Genomic DNA, 16,676 nt, shown 5'->3' on the forward strand with positions numbered 1-16,676 from the left:
CGCTGCGTGGCGTGCTTCGCCATTTTGTCATCCTGCGTTGCAGAAAGGTGGCGCTTGAATCGATGTCTGAATGAATATAAAGATATCTTTATGTCTTTAGGCCGGTCCCCAGCGCGCCCCGCGCCGCTCTCCTACACCGCCTTGCTGGAAGGCCTCAAGGCCGCCGGCGAGGACACGCGCCTGCGCCTTCTCGCCGTGCTCGATGCGGCGGAGCTGACGGTGACGGACCTGACCGAGGTCATGGGCCAGTCCCAGCCGCGCATTTCGCGCCATCTCAAGCTGCTGGCGGAGGCCGGGCTGGTGGAACGGCACCGGGAGGCCAGCTGGGTCTTCTATCGCCGCGCCGGCTCTGGCCCCGGCGGGCAAGTGGCGGCCCGGCTGCTGGATCTGCTCGACCCTGCCGATCCTATTGCCGCCCGCGACCGGGCGCGGCTTGCTGAGGTGCGTGCCCAGCGCGCCGCCCAGGCCCAAGCCTATTTCGCCGAACATGCCGACCGCTGGGACGCCATCCGCTCCCTCCACGTGCCGGAGGCCCAGGTGGAGGCCGCCATCCTGGAGGCGCTCGGCCCCGAGCCCATTGGCGACCTCTTGGATCTCGGCACCGGCACCGGCCGCATGCTGGAAATCTTCTCTCCCCGCATCGGCCGCGGGCTGGGCATCGATCTGTCCCCGGACATGCTGGGCGTTGCCCGAGTGAATCTGGAAAAGGCGGGCATCCGCAATTGCTCGGTGCGCCAGGGGGACATCTATGCCCCGCCGGCCTCTGGAACCGGCTTCGACGCCATCATCGTCCATCAGGTGCTGCACTTCCTGGACGAGCCGGCCCGCGCGCTGCGCGAGGCCGCGCGCCTCCTGAAACCCGGCGGGCGGCTGCTGGTGGTGGATTTCGCCCCGCACGATTTGGAATTCCTGCGCGAGGCCCACGCCCATCGCCGTCTCGGCTTTCCCGCCGAGGCGGTGGCGGGCTGGATGGCGCAGGCAGGCCTTGTTCCCGACCTCCATCGCACGCTTGAGCCCTCCGGTGGTGGCGCCGACGCGCTGACCGTCTCGCTGTGGCTCGGCCGCGCTGTTCCGGACATGCTTGCGCAAGAAAAGGCTGCGCAAGAAAAGGCGTCTCAACGCAAGACGTCGCAAGACAAGAAGGAAATCGCCTGATGACGACCCCCATCCGGGCCAGCCGGGAACTGGACAGGAGCCCCGTGAGCGTCTCCTTCGAGTTCTTTCCGCCCAAGACGGAGGAGATGGAGCGCAATCTGTGGGCCAGCATTGCCCGCCTTGCGCCCCTCGGGCCCAAGTTCGTCTCTGTGACCTATGGCGCCGGCGGTTCCACCCGCGAGCGCACCCATGCCACCGTGGCCCGCCTGGTTGAGGAGACCGATCTCCAGCCCGCCGCGCACCTGACCTGCGTCGCCGCCAGCCGGACGGAGATCGACGATGTGGTGCGGGCCTATAAGAAGGCCGGCGTGCGCCACATCGTGGCGCTGCGGGGCGATCCCACCACGGGGGTGGGTACCGCCTATGAGCCGCACCCGGAGGGCTATGCCCATGCCTGCGATCTGGTGGCGGGCATCCGCAAGCTCGGCGATTTCGAGGTGTCCGTCTCGGCCTATCCCGAGAAGCACCCGGAAAGCCCTTCCATCGACGCGGACATTGACTATCTCAAGGCCAAGGTGGATGCGGGCGCCACCCGTGCCATCAGCCAGTTCTTCTTCGAGAACGACGTCTATTTCCGTTATCTGGACAAGGTGCGGGCGGCCGGCATCACCATTCCCATCGTGCCCGGCATCCTGCCCGTGACCAATTTCAAGCAGGCCGCGAGCTTTGCCGCCCGCACCGGCGCTTCCATGCCCGCTTGGCTCGCCCGGCGGTTCGAGGGGCTGGACGGCGATGCCGAGACGCGCAAGCTGATTGCGGCGGCGGTGGCGGCCGAGCAGGTGACGGACCTGGTTGATCGCGGGGTGGGCGAGATCCATTTCTACACGCTGAACCGCGCCGACCTGGTCTATGCCATCTGCCACCTGCTGGGCCTGCGCGACCAGCCGGTTGCCGCGCCGCAAGCCGGCGCGCCCGAAGCCGCCCCGCCCAAAGCCGCCCCGCCCAAAGCCTTGGCGGTCTGAACGCCTTTGACTGTTCCGCCGGCACCCCGGCCAAGACGAGCCTGCCATGACCCGCGAGACCGACACCTTCGCCGCCCTCACCGCCGCCGCCCGCGAGCGCATCCTGGTGCTCGACGGGGCCATGGGCACCATGATCCAGGGCCTGAAGCTGGACGAGGCCGGCTATCGCGGCGCGCGCTTTGCCAGCTGGAACCGGGACGTGAAGGGCAATAACGACCTTCTCAACCTGACCCAGCCGGACGCGGTGCGGGACATCCACCTGGAATATTTCCTGTCCGGCGCCGACATCGTCGAGACCAACACCTTCTCCTCCACCACCATCGCCCAGGCCGACTATGCCATGGAGGCGCTGGCCTATGAGCTGAACGTGGAGGGTGCGCGCCTCGCCAAGGCGGCGGCGAAGCTCGCGCAGGAGAAGGACGGCCGGCGGCGCTTCGTGGCGGGCGCCATCGGCCCCACCAACCGCACCGCCTCCATCTCCCCGGACGTGAACGATCCCGGCTTCCGGGCCGTGACCTTCGACGAACTGGCGGTGGCCTATGGCGAGCAGGCGCGCGGCCTGCTGGAGGGGGGCTCTGACCTCCTCCTCATCGAGACCATCTTCGATACGCTGAACGCCAAGGCGGCCATCTTCGCCATCGAAGGCCTGTTCGACGAACTGGGTTATCGCGTGCCGGTGATGATTTCCGGCACCATCACGGACCTGTCCGGCCGCACTTTGTCCGGCCAGACGCCGGCGGCCTTCTGGTATTCGCTGCGCCATGCCCAGCCCTTCTCCATTGGCCTCAATTGCGCGCTCGGCGCCAAGGAGATGCGCGCCCATATCGCCGAGATCGGCCGGGTGGCGGATACCTTCGTGTGCGCCTATCCCAATGCGGGCCTGCCCAACGAGTTCGGCCTCTATGACGAGAGCCCGGAAGCCATGGCCGTGCTGGTGGGCGAGTTCGCCGCCTCCGGCCTCGTCAACATCGTCGGCGGCTGCTGCGGCACGACGCCGGCCCATATCCAGGCCATTGCCGAGGCGGTCGCGCCCCACAAGCCGCGCGAGATCCCGACTTTGGTGCCGCGCCTGCGCCTCTCGGGCCTGGAGCCGTTCGAGCTGACGCCGGAAATCCCGTTCGTGAACGTGGGCGAGCGCACCAACGTCACCGGCTCCGCCCGCTTCCGCAAGCTCATCACCAATGCGGATTTTCCGGCCGCACTGGCGGTCGCCCGCGACCAAGTGGAGAGCGGCGCCCAGGTGATCGACATCAACATGGACGAGGGCCTCCTGGATTCCCAGGCGGCCATGATCTCGTTCCTGAACCTGGTCGCCTCCGAGCCGGACATCGCCAAGGTGCCGGTGATGGTGGACAGCTCCAAGTGGGATATCATCGAGGCTGGCCTCAAGCGCATCCAGGGCAAGGGCATTGTCAATTCCATCTCGCTGAAGGAAGGCGAGGCGAATTTCCGCGCCCAGGCCCGCCTCGTGCGCCGCTATGGCGCCGCCGTGGTGGTGATGGCCTTCGACGAGCAGGGCCAGGCCGACACGTTCGAGCGCAAGACCCAGATCTGCGCCCGCGCCTATGCCATCCTGGTGAATGAACTGGGCTTCCCGCCCGAGGACATCATCTTCGATCCCAACATCTTCGCGGTGGCCACCGGCATCGAGGAGCACGCCCCCTATGGCGTCTTCTTCATCGAGGCCACCCGCTGGATCCGGCAGAACCTGCCCCACGCCCACATTTCCGGCGGCGTGTCCAACCTGTCCTTCTCGTTCCGCGGCAACGAGCCCGTGCGTGAGGCCATGCACGCCGTGTTCCTCTACCACGCCATCCAGGCGGGCATGGACATGGGCATCGTCAATGCCGGCCAACTGGCCGTCTATAACGAGATCCCCGCCGCGCTCCGTGAGGCGTGCGAGGACGTGGTGCTGAACCGCGACCCCGACGCCACCGAGCGCCTCCTGGCCCTGGCCGAGACGTTCAAGGGCGGCGCCGGCAAGGAGAAGCGGGAAGCTGACCTCACCTGGCGCACCTGGCCGGTGGAAAAGCGCCTGGAGCACGCCCTCGTCAACGGCATCACCGAATTCGTGGAAATGGACACGGAGGAGGCCCGCGCCGCCGCCGAGCGTCCGCTGCACGTCATCGAGGGGCCGCTGATGGCCGGCATGAACGTGGTCGGCGACCTGTTCGGCGCCGGCAAGATGTTCCTGCCCCAGGTGGTGAAGTCCGCCCGCGTCATGAAGCAGGCGGTGGCCTATCTCATGCCCTTCATGGAGGCGGAGAAGGCCGCCAATGGCGGCGCCGAGCGCTCGGCCGCCGGGCGCATCCTCATGGCCACCGTCAAGGGCGACGTGCACGACATCGGCAAGAACATCGTGGGCGTCGTGTTGCAGTGCAACAATTACGAGGTCATCGACCTCGGCGTCATGGTGCCCACCGCCAAGATCCTGGATGTGGCGCGCAAGGAAAAGGTGGACGTGATCGGTCTCTCCGGCCTCATCACGCCCTCGCTGGACGAAATGGTCGGCGTCGCCTCCGAGATGGAGCGCGAGGGCTTCGACGTGCCGCTTCTCATTGGCGGGGCGACGACGTCGCGCGTCCACACGGCGGTGAAGATCGCCCCCCGCTATGAGCGCGGCCAGGCGGTCTATGTGACCGACGCCTCCCGCGCGGTGGGCGTGGTCTCCAACCTGCTCAACCCCGCCACCCGCGAGACCTACAAGGCCGAGCTGAAGGCGGAATATGTGAAGCTGGCCGACGCCCATGCCCGCGCCGATGCCGCCAAGCAGCGCGTGCCGCTGGCGAGGGCGCGTGACAACGCGCTGAAGCTGGACTTTGTCGGCTATCAACCGCCCAAGCCCACCTTCCTCGGCACTCGCGTGTTTGAGGATTACGACCTCGCCGATCTCGTCCCCTATATCGACTGGTCGCCGTTCTTCGCCTCCTGGGAACTGACCGGGCGCTACCCGCAGATCCTGGACGACGCCACGGTGGGACACACCGCCCGCGCACTGTTCGCCGATGCCCAGGCCATGCTGACGCGCATGGTGGAGGAGAAGTGGGTCACCGCCCGCGCGGTGGTGGGCTTCTGGCCCGCCAATGCGGAAGGCGACGACATCATCCTGTTCCGGGACGATACGCGCAAAACCCCGCTCGCCACCCTTCACACCCTGCGCCAGCAACTGGCGCGGCGGGAAGGACGGCACAATCTGGCGCTCTCTGACTTTGTGGCCCCGGTGGCCAGCGGCGTGCCCGATTATGTGGGCGGCTTCGCGGTCACCGCCGGCATTGGCGAGCAGGCCCGCACGGAGGCCTTCAAGGCGGCCAATGACGATTATTCCGCAATCCTGCTCAAAGCCCTGTCCGACCGCCTCGCCGAGGCCTTCGCCGAGCGCATGCACCAGATCGTGCGCAAGGAGCTGTGGGCCTATGCTCCCGACGAGGGGCTCGGCAACGAGGAGCTGATCGCCGAGCGCTATCGCGGCATCCGCCCCGCGCCCGGCTATCCCGCCCAGCCCGACCATACGGAGAAGGGCACCCTCTTCACCTTGCTGGACGCGACGAACAAGATCGGCCTGGAACTGACCGAGAGCTATGCCATGTGGCCGGGCGCGGCGGTGTCGGGGCTCTATTTCTCCCATCCCGAGAGCGCCTATTTCGGCGTCGGGCGCATCGAGGCCGACCAGGTGGCCGACTATGCCGCGCGCAAGGGCTGGAGCGTGGAGCAGGGCGAGCGCTGGCTGGCCCCCATCCTCAATTACGACCCCACCCGCCGCGCCGCAGCGGAATGAGGGGCGAGCGGGCGGCGCTCACCGCCCGCCGTCTGCCCCGACCAGCAGGGCTTGCAGCCGCGCCGCCAGGGTGTCGGTGGTGAAGGGCTTCACCAGCAGGTCCATGCCCTCGGCGATGAAGTCCGGCCGCTGGGCGGCATCGGCCGCATAGCCGGTGATGAACAGAACCGGCAGGCCCGGCCGCATCTGGCGTACAAAATCGGCGAGTTGGCGCCCGTCCATGCCGCCGGGAAGGCCGATATCCGTCACCATGGCGCGCACCTGCAGCCCGCCCCCCAGATGGGCGAGGGCCTCGCGCCCGTCCTCGGCGGTAATCGGCTCATAGCCGAGCGAGGTCAGGATTTCCGCCACCAGCTGGCGCACTTGCGGCTCGTCCTCCACCAGCAGCAGGCGCTCCCCATGGCCGCGACGGACATTTGCGCCGGCCGGTGCCGGCCGCGTCGCACCGCCTTCCGCCACGCACAGATGCAGAATGGCCTGCGTGCCCGCGCCGGGGCTGGAGGTGAGGGTCAAATTGCCGCCGCTCTGCTTGGCGAAACCATGGATCATGGAGAGTCCGAGCCCGGTGCCCTGGCCGAACGGCTTGGTGGTGAAGAAGGGCTCGAAGGCCCGCGCCAGCACCTCGGGGCTCATGCCCTCGCCGCTGTCGGTGATGGTCAGGGCGATGATGTCGGGCTTGCCATCGCGATCGGTCTCAAGCGCGGTGGCGATGGACAGGCGCCCGCCCGCCGGCATGGCATCACGGGAATTGAGCGCGAGATTGAGGACGGCATTCTCCAGCTGGTTTGGATCGGTCCAGGCGGGTGGCAGGCCCGCCGACAGATGAAGCGTCACCGCGATCCCTTCGCCCAGCGTGCGGGCGAGCATGTCCTGCATGGAGACGAGCGTGTCATTCACGTCCACCGCCTGCATCTTCAGCGGCTGGCGGCGGCCGAAGGCGAGCAGGCGCTGGGTGAGGCGGCCGGCCCGCTCGGCGGCCGTTAGCGCCAGCTCCACATAGCGGTCCGCCTCGGCGATGCGCCCAGCAGCGATGCGGGCCCGCAGGAGCTCCAGCGAGCCCATGATGCCGGCCAGCACATTGTTGAAGTCATGGGCGATGCCGCCCGTCAATTGGCCCACCGCCTCCATCTTCTGGGCCTGGAAGAGGGCTTCGCGGGTCTCTTCCAGCGCCAGCTGGGCGTTGCGGCGCTCGGTGATGTCGCGTGTGACCTTGGCATAGCCGATGAGGACGCCGTCCGTGTCGTGCACGGCGTCCAGCAGCACGGAGGCGAAGAAGCGCTCGCCATTCTTGCGGACGCGCCACCCCTCCTTCTCATACTTGCCCGTGAGGGCCGCTGTGGCGAGCGCGCGTGCGGGTTCGCCCGCCGCCACGTCCTCCGGGGTGAAGAATTGGGCGTAGGGGGCGCCGATGATCTCGGCGGTGCTGTAGCCCTTGATGCGCTCGGCCCCTGGATTCCAGGTGCAGACCCGTCCGTTCACGTCGAGCATGAACAGGGCGCAATCCCTCACCCCCTCGATGAGGATGCGCAATTGCTGCTCGGTTCCAAGACCGGCGAGGCGGCTATCTGGGTCCAGCTTGGGCTGGGCAGGGATCGGCCGGCGGCCCATTCTTGATCTTCCGGCTCCATGCGGGATGGGACGGGGATGATAACGCCGCAGATGGAAAACCGGCTACCCAAACCACTTCACAAACTGGCCAGATGGCGCGCGCCGGTCAATCCTCCTGTGCCTTGAAGCGGTCGAGACCCTTGAGAAAGAAAGGCGCCACAAGGGCCAGTGCGGCGATGGCCAGCAAGGTGGCCGAGATGGGGCTTTCCACCAGCACCATGGGATCTCCAAGGCTGATGGAGAGCGCCCGGCGCAGCTGAGCTTCCGCTACGGGACCCAGAATCAGCCCCACCACCACCGGGGCGATGGGATAATCGAACCGGCGCATGAGGTAGCCCAGGATGCCGAAGGCGGTGAGCATGCTCAGTTCCACCACTGAGGGCTTGGCGGCGATGGTGCCCATGGTGGCGAACACCAGGATGCCCGCATAAAGCCAGGGCTGGGGAATGGAGAGCAGGCGCACCCACAGCCCCACCAGCGGCAGGTTGAGCACCAGCAGCATCACATTGGCGATATAGAGCGAGGCGATGAGGCCCCACACCAGTTGGGGATGATCGGCGAACAGCAGCGGGCCGGGATTGAGGCCATATTGCTGGAAGCCGGCCAGCATCATGGCGGCGGTGGCGGAGGTGGGCAGGCCGAGCGTCAGCAGTGGCACCAAGGTGCCCGCGGCGGAGGCATTGTTTGCGGCTTCCGGCCCGGCCACGCCCTCGATGGCGCCCTTGCCGAACTCTTCCGGGTGCTTGGTGAGGCGCCGCTCGATGGCATAGGACAGGAAGGTGGGGATCTCGGCGCCGCCCGCCGGCAGGGCGCCGATGGGAAAGCCCAGGAAGGTGCCGCGGATCCACGGCTTCCACGACCGGCGCCAGTCGTCGAGGCTCATCCAGAGCGAGCCCTTCACCGCCAGCACTTCCTCGGGGGCGTGCTGGCGGCGGGAGGCGACGAACAGCGCCTCGCCCACGGCGAACAGGCCCACCGCCAGGGTGGTGATCTCCACCCCGTCCAGCAGTTCGGGCACGCCGAAGCCGAGCCGCGCCTGCCCGGTGAGCTTGTCGATGCCCACAAGGCCGAGCGCCAGCCCGATGAACAGGCTGGTCAGCCCGCGCACGGGGGAATCGCCGAAGGTGGCGGACACCGTGACGAAGGCCACGCACATGAGCGCGAAATAATCCTCCGGCCCGAACTTGACCGCGATCTCCACCAAAGTGGGCGCAAGAAACGTCAGGCCCAGCGTGGCGATGGTGCCGGCCACGAACGAGCCGATGGCGGAAGTGGCCAGCGCCGGCCCGCCCCGGCCGGCCTTGGCCATCTTGTTGCCCTCCAGGGCGGTCGCCATGGAGGCGCTCTCGCCGGGGGTGTTGATGAGGATGGCGGTGGTGGAGCCGCCATACATGCCGCCATAATAGATGCCGGCGAACATGATGAGGGACCCGGTGGGGTCGAGCTTGTAGGTCACCGGCAAGAGCAGGGCGACGGTGAGCGCCGGCCCGATGCCCGGCAGCACGCCCACCGCGGTGCCGAGCAGCACGCCGATGAGCGCGAACAGCAGGTTGGTGGGCGCGATGGCGAAGCTGAGGCCGCTGAGAAGCTGCGCGAAGGTATCCATGGCGGGCCTCAGATCAGCCGTTCGAGCGGCCCGGTGGGCAAGGTCAGGGACAAGAGCTTGGCAAAGAGCAGGTAGGCGACCACGCCCAACGCCAGCCCGATGCCGAAATCAGCCGCCAGCGCGCGCCGGCCGAAGGCACGGGCGGTGGCGGCGAACAGCACCGCTGTGGCAATGATGAAGCCGCCTCCGAAGGCGACGAGGGCGATAAGCGCGGCGAGCCCGCCGACGATCCACAGGATGGCGCCGAGGTCGCCGGGCTCCCGGTGGGGCATGGTGCCCCGCCAGGCATTGATGAAATTGGCCACCGCCAGGAGCGCGAGCCCCGCCGCCACCACCTTGGGCGCGGCATCCGGCCCCAGGCCATAGGGGGACAGCGCGCTCAATTTGGTGGCATCCCACCAGATCACGCCCGCAATGCCGGCCAGCGCGGCGGCAATCACGATGCCGGCCTTGTCCGGCCCCTTCACCTTGCTGTTCATGCGGCTCCCCCTGCCGGCTTCATCCGCGTCACACGAAAAGGGGCGCCGCGCGGCGCCCCCGGACGGCTCAGGGCTTCACCAGCCCCACCGTCTTGAGCACATCGGCGGTGCGCGCCGTCTCCTGCTTCAGGAGCGCGGCGAAGGCATCGCCCGTCACCAGGGCGTCGTCCCAGCCCTTCTGCTTCAGGACTTCGATCCAGGCGGGGGACTTGGCCATCTTCTCCACCGTGGCCACCAGGGTGTCGCGCTGCTCCTTCGTGATGCCGGGAGGGGCGACGACGCCGCGCCAATTGGTGATCTTCAGCGCGATTCCCGCTTCGGTGAGGGTCGGCGCGTCCACGCCTGGCAGGCGCTCGGCGGCGGTCACGGCGAGCACGCGCAGCTTGCCCGCCTTCACCTGGCTCTCGAACTCGCCATAGCCGGAAATGCCAGCCGTCACCTTGCCGCCGAGCACCGCGGCCAAAGCCTCGCCGCCGCCGGAGAAGGGGATGTAGTTGATCTTGGCCGGGTCGGCCCCTGCCGCCTGAGCGAAGAGGGCAGCCGCGATATGGTCGACGCCGCCCGCCGAGCCGCCGGCCCAGGTGACCTTGGCCGGGTTGTCCTTGATGGCGGCCGCCAGTTCCTGGATGGTCTTGATGGGAGAAGCGGCCGGCACCGCAATGGCCTCGGTCTCTTCCGTCAGGCGGGCGATGGGGGTGACCTGGTCGAGGTTCACCGGCGCCTTGTTGGTGAGGATGGCGCCCACCATCACGAAGCCCATGACCATGAGCTGGTTCGGATCGCCCTTGGCCCCGGTGATGAACTGGGCCAGCCCGATGGTGCCGCCGGCGCCGGTGACATTGGTCACCTGCACGGAACGCACGATGCCGGAGGACACCAGCACCTGCTGCATGGAGCGCGCGGTCTGGTCCCATCCGCCGCCGGGGGAGGCGGGGGCCATGATCTTCAACTCGGCCATCTGCGCGGCGGCGGGCGCCATGCCCAGGGGCGCAGCCAGCAGCGCGAGGCCGAGGCCAGCCACCAGCCGGCGCGAGGGGCGGGCGAGGCGATGAGACGACATGAGGCTTCCTTCCCTGATCGGACCGCCCGATGGCGCCCGGCGGGCCATCTTGCGCCGGGCGTGGCGACCTTGCGGGAAGCTTGGCTGTTTCCGGCGTCGGAAGGAAGTGGCGTCGCGCCATATCCGCCTGATTTTTAACGTCAAATAGGCTTACCTAGCGGCATGCCCTTGCCCCTGTGCGGGTGCCGCGACCATGAAGAAAGGCCCGCGCCGGGGCGCGGGCCTCTCAATTTCAATCGGATAGCTGCCCTCAGACGGCGGAGGGATAGTTCGGGCTCTCGCGGGTGATGGTCACGTCGTGCACATGGCTCTCGCGCAGGCCAGCGGAGGAGATGCGCACGAAGCGCGCTTTCTCGCGGAACTCGGTGAGGTCCTTGCCGCCCACATAGCCCATGGCGGCGCGCAGGCCGCCGGCGAGCTGGTGCAGCACGGCCGAGACCGGGCCCTTATAGGCCACCTGGCCCTCGACGCCTTCCGGCACCAGCTTCAGCGCATCGCGCACTTCCGCCTGGAAGTAGCGGTCCGCGGAGCCGCGGGACATGGCGCCCACCGAGCCCATGCCGCGATAGGCCTTGTAGGAGCGGCCCTGATAGAGGAACACCTCGCCTGGGCTCTCGTCGGTGCCGGCGAGCAGCGAGCCCACCATGGCGCAGGACGCGCCCGCCGCCAGCGCCTTGGCCAGGTCGCCGGAGAATTTGATGCCGCCGTCCGCGATCACCGGGGTGTCGGTGGCGGCGCAGGCCTCCACCGCGTCCATGACGGCGGTCAACTGGGGCACGCCGACGCCGGCCACGATGCGGGTGGTGCAGATGGAGCCCGGCCCGATGCCCACCTTGATGGCGTCCGCGCCAGCCCCGATCAGCGCCTTGGCGCCCTCGGCGGTGGCGATGTTGCCGGCCAGGATCTGGGTGGCGTTGGACAGGCGCTTGATGCGCTCCACCTGGTCCAGCACCTTCTTGGAGTGGCCGTGGGCGGTATCCACCACCACGAGATCCACGCCCGCATCGATGAGGCGCTCGGTGCGCTCATAGCCGTCATCGCCCACTGTGGTGGCGGCGGCGACACGCAGGCGGCCCTGCTCGTCCTTGGCGGCATCGGGATTGGCCACCGCCTTCTCGATGTCCTTCACGGTGACGAGGCCGACGCAGCGATAGTCGGCGTCCACCACCAAGAGCTTCTCAATGCGGTGCTGGTGGAGGAGGCGCTTGGCCTCGTCCTGCTTGACGCTCTCATTGACGGTGATGAGCCGGTCCTTGGTCATCAGGTCCGAGACCGGCTGGTTGGGATCGTTGGCGAAGCGCACGTCGCGGTTGGTGAGGATGCCCACCAGCTTGCCGGCGCGGCCATTGGGCCCGCGCTCCACCACCGGGATGCCGGAAATGCCGAAGCGCTTCATGAGCGCGAGGGCGTCGGCCAGAGTCTCGTCCGGATGGATGGTGACCGGGTTCACCACCATGCCCGATTCGAACTTCTTCACCTGCCGCACATGCTCGGCCTGGATCTCGGGCGTCAGGTTGCGGTGGATGACGCCGATGCCGCCCGCCTGGGCCATGGCGATGGCGAGGCGGGATTCCGTCACTGTGTCCATGGCGGCGGACAGGATGGGCAAATTGAGGCTGATGGTCTTCGTCAGGCGGCTGACCAGCGACACCTGGCCGGGCATCACCTCGGACGGGCCGGGCTGGAGCAGCACGTCGTCGAAGGTTAAGGCCTCACGGAAGGGCGAACCGGAGAAAGGGGGGATCGCGCCGGACGGATTGAGGGTCGACATCGCCAACTCCCTTATGGCCTTGCGGACTGGCGTAGAGGTGTCCGCCGGCAGTGATCGAATCCACGCCGGAGCATGTGCGACCGGCGTTTCGAGTTGGCGGTGGCCCATACCATGGGGACACGACGAATAGAAGACCCGGTGCCCCTCTTCGGCATGCGCAGCACGCAGGGGAGGCAGGCCGAAGCTGCGCAGGGGAGGCCCGCCACCCGGCGCCAACGCAGGGCGCCTCGGTGCCTCCGCAGTCTCCCCTGATGGGAGGTGCGGCTCAGCAGTAAAAAATAACGCAGATATATCATTGTGTTATGGTTTTGATGCGGCGCAATTGTCGGTCGACTCGGAGCCTCGACATGCTCTAAAGTCGCGCCGCCCGGGGCGCGGACCTGTAAAACGGGGCCGCAGCGGACGCGGGTGTCCATGGAGAGGCGCAGACGATCATGGTGGTGATGCTGGTCGGCCTTGTGGTGTTTCTGGGCGTGCATCTCATCGCCAGCCTGCGCGGGGTGCGGGCGAGGCTCATCGCCGCGCTGGGCGAGGGGCAATATAAGGGTTTCTTTTCGCTGCTCTCGGTCGCCGGGGTGGGCCTGACGGCCTATGGCTTCGCCCTTTGGCGCGCCGCTGGCCCGGCGCTCATCTGGGACCCGCCCATGGCGCTGCGCCATCTGGTGCTGCTGCTCATGGTGTTCGTCACCATCGCCGCCGTGGCGGCCTATGTGCCGAGCCACATCCGCACCGTCCTCAAGCATCCCTTGCTGGCGGCGGTGAAGCTGTGGGCGCTCGGCCATCTGCTCGCCAATGGCGATGCCGCCTCCATGGTGCTGTTCGGCTCCGTCCTGGTGTGGGCGGTCTTTGCCCGCATCATGGCCAAAAGACGCGGCGCGCCGGTGCCGCCGGCCCCGGCCGGCTATGGCGGCGATGTGATCGCCGTGGTGGGCGGGCTCGTTCTTTACGGGGTGCTGGCCTTCTGGTTCCACCCCCACATCATCGGCGTGCCGGTCATCGGCTGAGCCGGAGCGGCGGGGCGAAAGCGCCCGGCCCAGTCTTAACCAACCAAAACAGAACATTGAGGAACGCATCATGTCCATCCAGTCCGACGTGCGCCGGATCACGGCGCCCGAGATCCGCGGGCGCAAGGGCGGCACCCCCATCGTCTCGCTGACCTCCTACCATGCCCACACCGCTCAGCTCCTGGACCGGCATGTGGACGTGATCCTGGTGGGCGACAGCCTCGGCATGGTGATGCACGGCCTGGAAACCACGGTGCCGGTGACGGTGGAAATGATGATCGTGCACGGCCGCGCCGTGGTGCGCGGCACCAAGCATGCCCTCATCGTGGTGGACCTGCCCTTCGGCAGCTATGAGGCCAGCCCCGTGGAAGCCTTCCACACCGCCGCCCGCGTGCTGAAGGAGACCGGCGCCGGCGCCGTCAAGCTGGAAGGCGGCCGCCGCATGGCCGACACGGTGCGCTTCCTGGTGGATCGCGGCGTGCCGGTGATGGGCCATGTGGGCCTCACCCCCCAGGCCATCAACACGCTCGGCTCCTTCAAGGCGCGCGGCCGTGACGACAGCGAGGCTTCTGTCATCCTGGACGATGCCCGCGCAGTGGCGGAGGCCGGCGCCTTCTCCATCGTGGTGGAGGCCGTGGCAGAGCCGGTGGCCCGCCGGATCACCCAAGAGGTGGCCCCGCCCACCATCGGCATTGGCGGCAGCCCCGCCTGCGACGGGCAGATCCTGGTGCTGGAGGACATGCTGGGCCTCGGCCAGCGGGTGCCGAAGTTCGTGAAGAAGTATGCCGATCTCGGTCCCGCCATCGAAGAGGCGGTGGGCCGCTATGCGGACGAGGTGCGGGCCCGCACCTTCCCGGGGCCCGAGCATACCTATGCCCCCAAGGCGCCGAAGGCCTGAGGCATGAATGTGGCTTTGCGTCCCGTGACGCCCCGACAGGATCTCGCCCGGTTGGGCCGTCAGGCCCTGTTGGCCGTGTCGGCCCTGGCGGCGGTCCTCTTCGCCGCCGGTCCCGCCCGCGCGGTGGAGGAATGCTTCCTGGTGGCGGAGGTGAAGACCGGCCATGTGGCGGCCAAGCAGGGGCTGTGCGCCACGCGCCAGTCCCCGGCCTCCACCTTCAAGGTGCCGCTGGCCCTGATGGGCTTTGATTCCGGCATCCTGAAAAGCCCGGACGCGCCCGTCTGGACCTCCAAGGCGGGGATGCCCGACTGGATGGAGCAGTGGAAGGGGCCGCAGACCCCCAAGAGCTGGATGCAATATTCGGTGGTCTGGTATTCCCAGCTCCTGACGCAGGAACTGGGCATGGACCGCTTCCGCGCCTATGTGCGCGGCTTCGACTATGGCAACCAGAACCTCTCCGGCGATCCCGGCAAGGACAATGGCCTCACCCGCGCCTGGCTCTCCTCCTCGCTGCGCATCTCCCCGCGCGAGCAGGTGGATTTCCTGCGCCGCCTGCTGAAGGGGGAATTGCCGGTCTCGCCCGAGGCGGTGGACAAGACCATCACCATCCTGAAGGTGCCTGAGAGCCCGGCGGGATGGGATCTCTATGGCAAGACGGGCACCGGCTTCCAGCAATTGGGCGACGGCTCGCCAGACCGGCAGCGCCCCTTCGGCTGGTTCATCGGCTGGGCGGAGAAAGGCGGCCGGCAGTTCGCCTTCGCCCGCTTCATCACCCTCGACTACATTCCGCCCGAGCCGCTCGGCCCCATGGCGCGGCGCCAGGCGGTGAAGGCGCTGGAGCCGATCCTGACGGCGCAGGAGAAATAGGAGGCGCGGTTCAGTCATCCGCCTCCGCCCGCACCTCCACCTCCGCCAGGGACAGGCGGGTGAAGATGCGGCGCTGGCGCACCAGCGGCCACCAGTCATAAAGGAAGATCTCGATGGGCCGCCAATTGGCGACCCATCCGACGATGACAAGGCTTTCCTCGGCGAAGCTGACGAAGCGTGCCTCGCCGAACCGGCCGGAAATGGCCTGAGCCAGTAGGAGGCACAGGCCCAGCACACACAGGCCGATGACCAGCGAGATGCGGCCCACCCGAAACAATTCCCGCAATTCCCGGGTCATTTCGGCGGCGCGGCCGGCGAAATAGTTGCGGATGGCGTCGGGAATGCCACCGGCCTCCGGGCTGTCCGCCTCCTCGGCGGGCATGCGCACCATGAGGCGCAAGGGGCTGGCCTTGGGCAGTTCCTCCACCCATTCCACCAGATAGGCTTCCGCTGCCGGGTCCAGGTCCCGCTCGCCGAAGGGGCAAGGGTCCAGCATGTTGAAGAGCTGGGCGGTCTGGCCGATGCGGATCTGCAGGATGTCCGGCGTTGCGCCGCGTGTTGGTCCGCTCATGGCCTGCCTCCCGAGATCTTAGGCCTCCGGCATGGCACAGCTTGCGGTCGTGAGCCAGCGGCCTTTACGCCGCCCCTGCGCGACATGTCCCAGCGACGCGGGAACCGGCGGGCACGCGGCCATGCGTCCAGCCGGGAGAGGGAGGGCTTCAGCCCTCACGGCATGCGGGACGGGAGGGTGATGTCGGTCCCGTCCACCGCGAAATGACCATAGCCCTTGTGGTGGATGGTCCGCCGGTCGGTGATGACCGGATCCTGCCAGGCCGCGACCACTTCCAGCACGAACAGGTTGAAGCGGTTGACCAGGCGTGTGTCGATGACGCGGCATTCCAGGTTGGCGAAGCAGCCGCCGATGAGCGGGGCCTTCACCTGGGGCGCCGGATAAGCGGGAATGTCGAAAGTGGCGAACTTGTCCACGTTCCGCCCGGAGCAATTGCCGATCTTCACCACTTGCGCGGCCATGGCCAGCGGGGGAATGCCGATGACGCAAGCGCGGTTGGCGCGCAGGGCCGTGAAGCTGAAGTCGCCCCCCGACACCACGCAGGCGATGCGGGGCGGCGTGAACTCCACCATCATGTGCCAGGACATGGCCATGACATTGTCACCCGCGCGGCCGCGGGTCGCCAGCAGCACCACCGGGCCGGGCTCGATGAGCGTATAGACCTCATCGAGCGGCAGGGCGGTGAAGCCGTGGGCCGGCTTCATGCCTGCGGGCGGCGGGCCTGGACGGTGCGGGACCGCGGCAGCCAGGACGCCGACGGGGTGAGCAGCGCGACAGCGATCTGCTCGAACGCGGCAATGCCAGCGGTGAAGGCTGCGGTGAACCCAACGATGGAAAGAACAAGCGGGGACATGACACTCTCCTTGCCGGCAAACCTTGCCGGCGCGCCTGCCGCAGTGCGGGAGGGCGCTTAGCCAATG

The 16,676-nt window shown here is 68.0% G+C and carries 14 protein-coding genes; 6 read left to right on the plus strand and 8 right to left on the minus strand.

Going from position 1 to position 16,676, the window contains the following annotated elements:
- Window positions 1-90: 90 nt before the first annotated feature.
- From J5J86_RS20490 to metH, 3 genes are read left to right on the plus strand one after another with little or no spacing between them, the layout of a single operon-like run.
- Entirely contained in the window at window positions 91-1,155 is a 1,065-nt protein-coding gene (locus J5J86_RS20490) for an ArsR/SmtB family transcription factor (protein ID WP_209101443.1), read from the plus strand.
- Entirely contained in the window at window positions 1,155-2,117 is a 963-nt protein-coding gene (gene metF, locus J5J86_RS20495; RefSeq protein ID WP_209101446.1) for a methylenetetrahydrofolate reductase [NAD(P)H], read from the plus strand. Before J5J86_RS20490 ends, metF begins: the two co-directional genes overlap by 1 nt.
- Before the next feature lie 46 nt (window positions 2,118-2,163).
- Window positions 2,164-5,892, plus strand: a complete 3,729-nt coding sequence (metH, locus tag J5J86_RS20500; protein WP_209101449.1) for a methionine synthase — start codon at window positions 2,164-2,166, stop codon at window positions 5,890-5,892.
- Between the two features lie 18 nt (window positions 5,893-5,910).
- On the opposite strand, the gene J5J86_RS20505 is transcribed toward metH, so the two are convergent.
- From J5J86_RS20505 to guaB, 5 genes are all read right to left on the minus strand, one after another.
- On the minus strand, window positions 5,911-7,500 hold the full coding sequence (locus tag J5J86_RS20505; RefSeq protein WP_209101452.1) for an ATP-binding protein: 1,590 nt from the start codon (window positions 7,498-7,500) through the stop codon (window positions 5,911-5,913).
- Between the two features lie 106 nt (window positions 7,501-7,606).
- A complete protein-coding gene (locus tag J5J86_RS20510; protein ID WP_209101455.1) occupies window positions 7,607-9,106 on the minus strand; it encodes a tripartite tricarboxylate transporter permease in 1,500 nt (499 codons plus the stop codon).
- Window positions 9,107-9,114: 8 nt separating this feature from the next.
- A complete protein-coding gene (locus J5J86_RS20515) occupies window positions 9,115-9,585 on the minus strand; it encodes a tripartite tricarboxylate transporter TctB family protein (RefSeq protein WP_209101457.1) in 471 nt (156 codons plus the stop codon).
- Window positions 9,586-9,652: 67 nt separating this feature from the next.
- The gene (locus tag J5J86_RS20520) at window positions 9,653-10,645 is read right to left on the minus strand and encodes a Bug family tripartite tricarboxylate transporter substrate binding protein (protein WP_209101460.1); all 993 of its coding nucleotides are present in this window, start codon (window positions 10,643-10,645) and stop codon (window positions 9,653-9,655) included.
- 250 nt (window positions 10,646-10,895) lie between these two features.
- A complete protein-coding gene (gene guaB / locus J5J86_RS20525) occupies window positions 10,896-12,416 on the minus strand; it encodes an IMP dehydrogenase (RefSeq protein ID WP_209101462.1) in 1,521 nt (506 codons plus the stop codon).
- A gap of 434 nt (window positions 12,417-12,850) precedes the next feature.
- On the opposite strand from guaB, the gene J5J86_RS20530 reads away from it, so the two are divergent.
- The 3 genes from J5J86_RS20530 (at window position 12,851) to blaOXA (ending at window position 15,185) form a co-directional block, all read left to right on the plus strand.
- Window positions 12,851-13,420, plus strand: coding sequence for an NnrU family protein (locus J5J86_RS20530; protein ID WP_209101464.1), 570 nt, complete (start codon window positions 12,851-12,853; stop codon window positions 13,418-13,420).
- Between the two features lie 70 nt (window positions 13,421-13,490).
- Window positions 13,491-14,318 carry a 3-methyl-2-oxobutanoate hydroxymethyltransferase gene (gene panB, locus J5J86_RS20535; RefSeq protein WP_209101466.1) on the plus strand — a complete coding sequence of 276 codons (828 nt, stop codon included), beginning with the start codon at window positions 13,491-13,493 and terminating at the stop codon, window positions 14,316-14,318.
- Window positions 14,319-14,321: 3 nt separating this feature from the next.
- Window positions 14,322-15,185: a class D beta-lactamase gene (blaOXA, locus tag J5J86_RS20540; RefSeq protein ID WP_209101468.1), complete on the plus strand. Its 864-nt coding sequence runs from the start codon at window positions 14,322-14,324 to the stop codon at window positions 15,183-15,185.
- 10 nt (window positions 15,186-15,195) lie between these two features.
- Here the strand turns inward: blaOXA and J5J86_RS20545 are convergent, their stop codons facing one another.
- The 3 genes from J5J86_RS20545 to J5J86_RS20555 form a co-directional block, all read right to left on the minus strand.
- Entirely contained in the window at window positions 15,196-15,756 is a 561-nt protein-coding gene (locus J5J86_RS20545) for a hypothetical protein (protein WP_209101470.1), read from the minus strand.
- Window positions 15,757-15,911: 155 nt separating this feature from the next.
- The gene (locus J5J86_RS20550) at window positions 15,912-16,460 is read right to left on the minus strand and encodes a flavin reductase family protein (RefSeq protein ID WP_209101472.1); all 549 of its coding nucleotides are present in this window, start codon (window positions 16,458-16,460) and stop codon (window positions 15,912-15,914) included.
- Window positions 16,457-16,609 carry a hypothetical protein gene (locus J5J86_RS20555; RefSeq protein ID WP_209101475.1) on the minus strand — a complete coding sequence of 51 codons (153 nt, stop codon included), beginning with the start codon at window positions 16,607-16,609 and terminating at the stop codon, window positions 16,457-16,459. Before J5J86_RS20555 ends, J5J86_RS20550 begins: the two co-directional genes overlap by 4 nt.
- Between the last annotated feature and the right edge of the window lie 67 nt (window positions 16,610-16,676).

It is taken from the genome of Aquabacter sp. L1I39 (assembly GCF_017742835.1).
Classification (GTDB): domain Bacteria; phylum Pseudomonadota; class Alphaproteobacteria; order Rhizobiales; family Xanthobacteraceae; genus L1I39.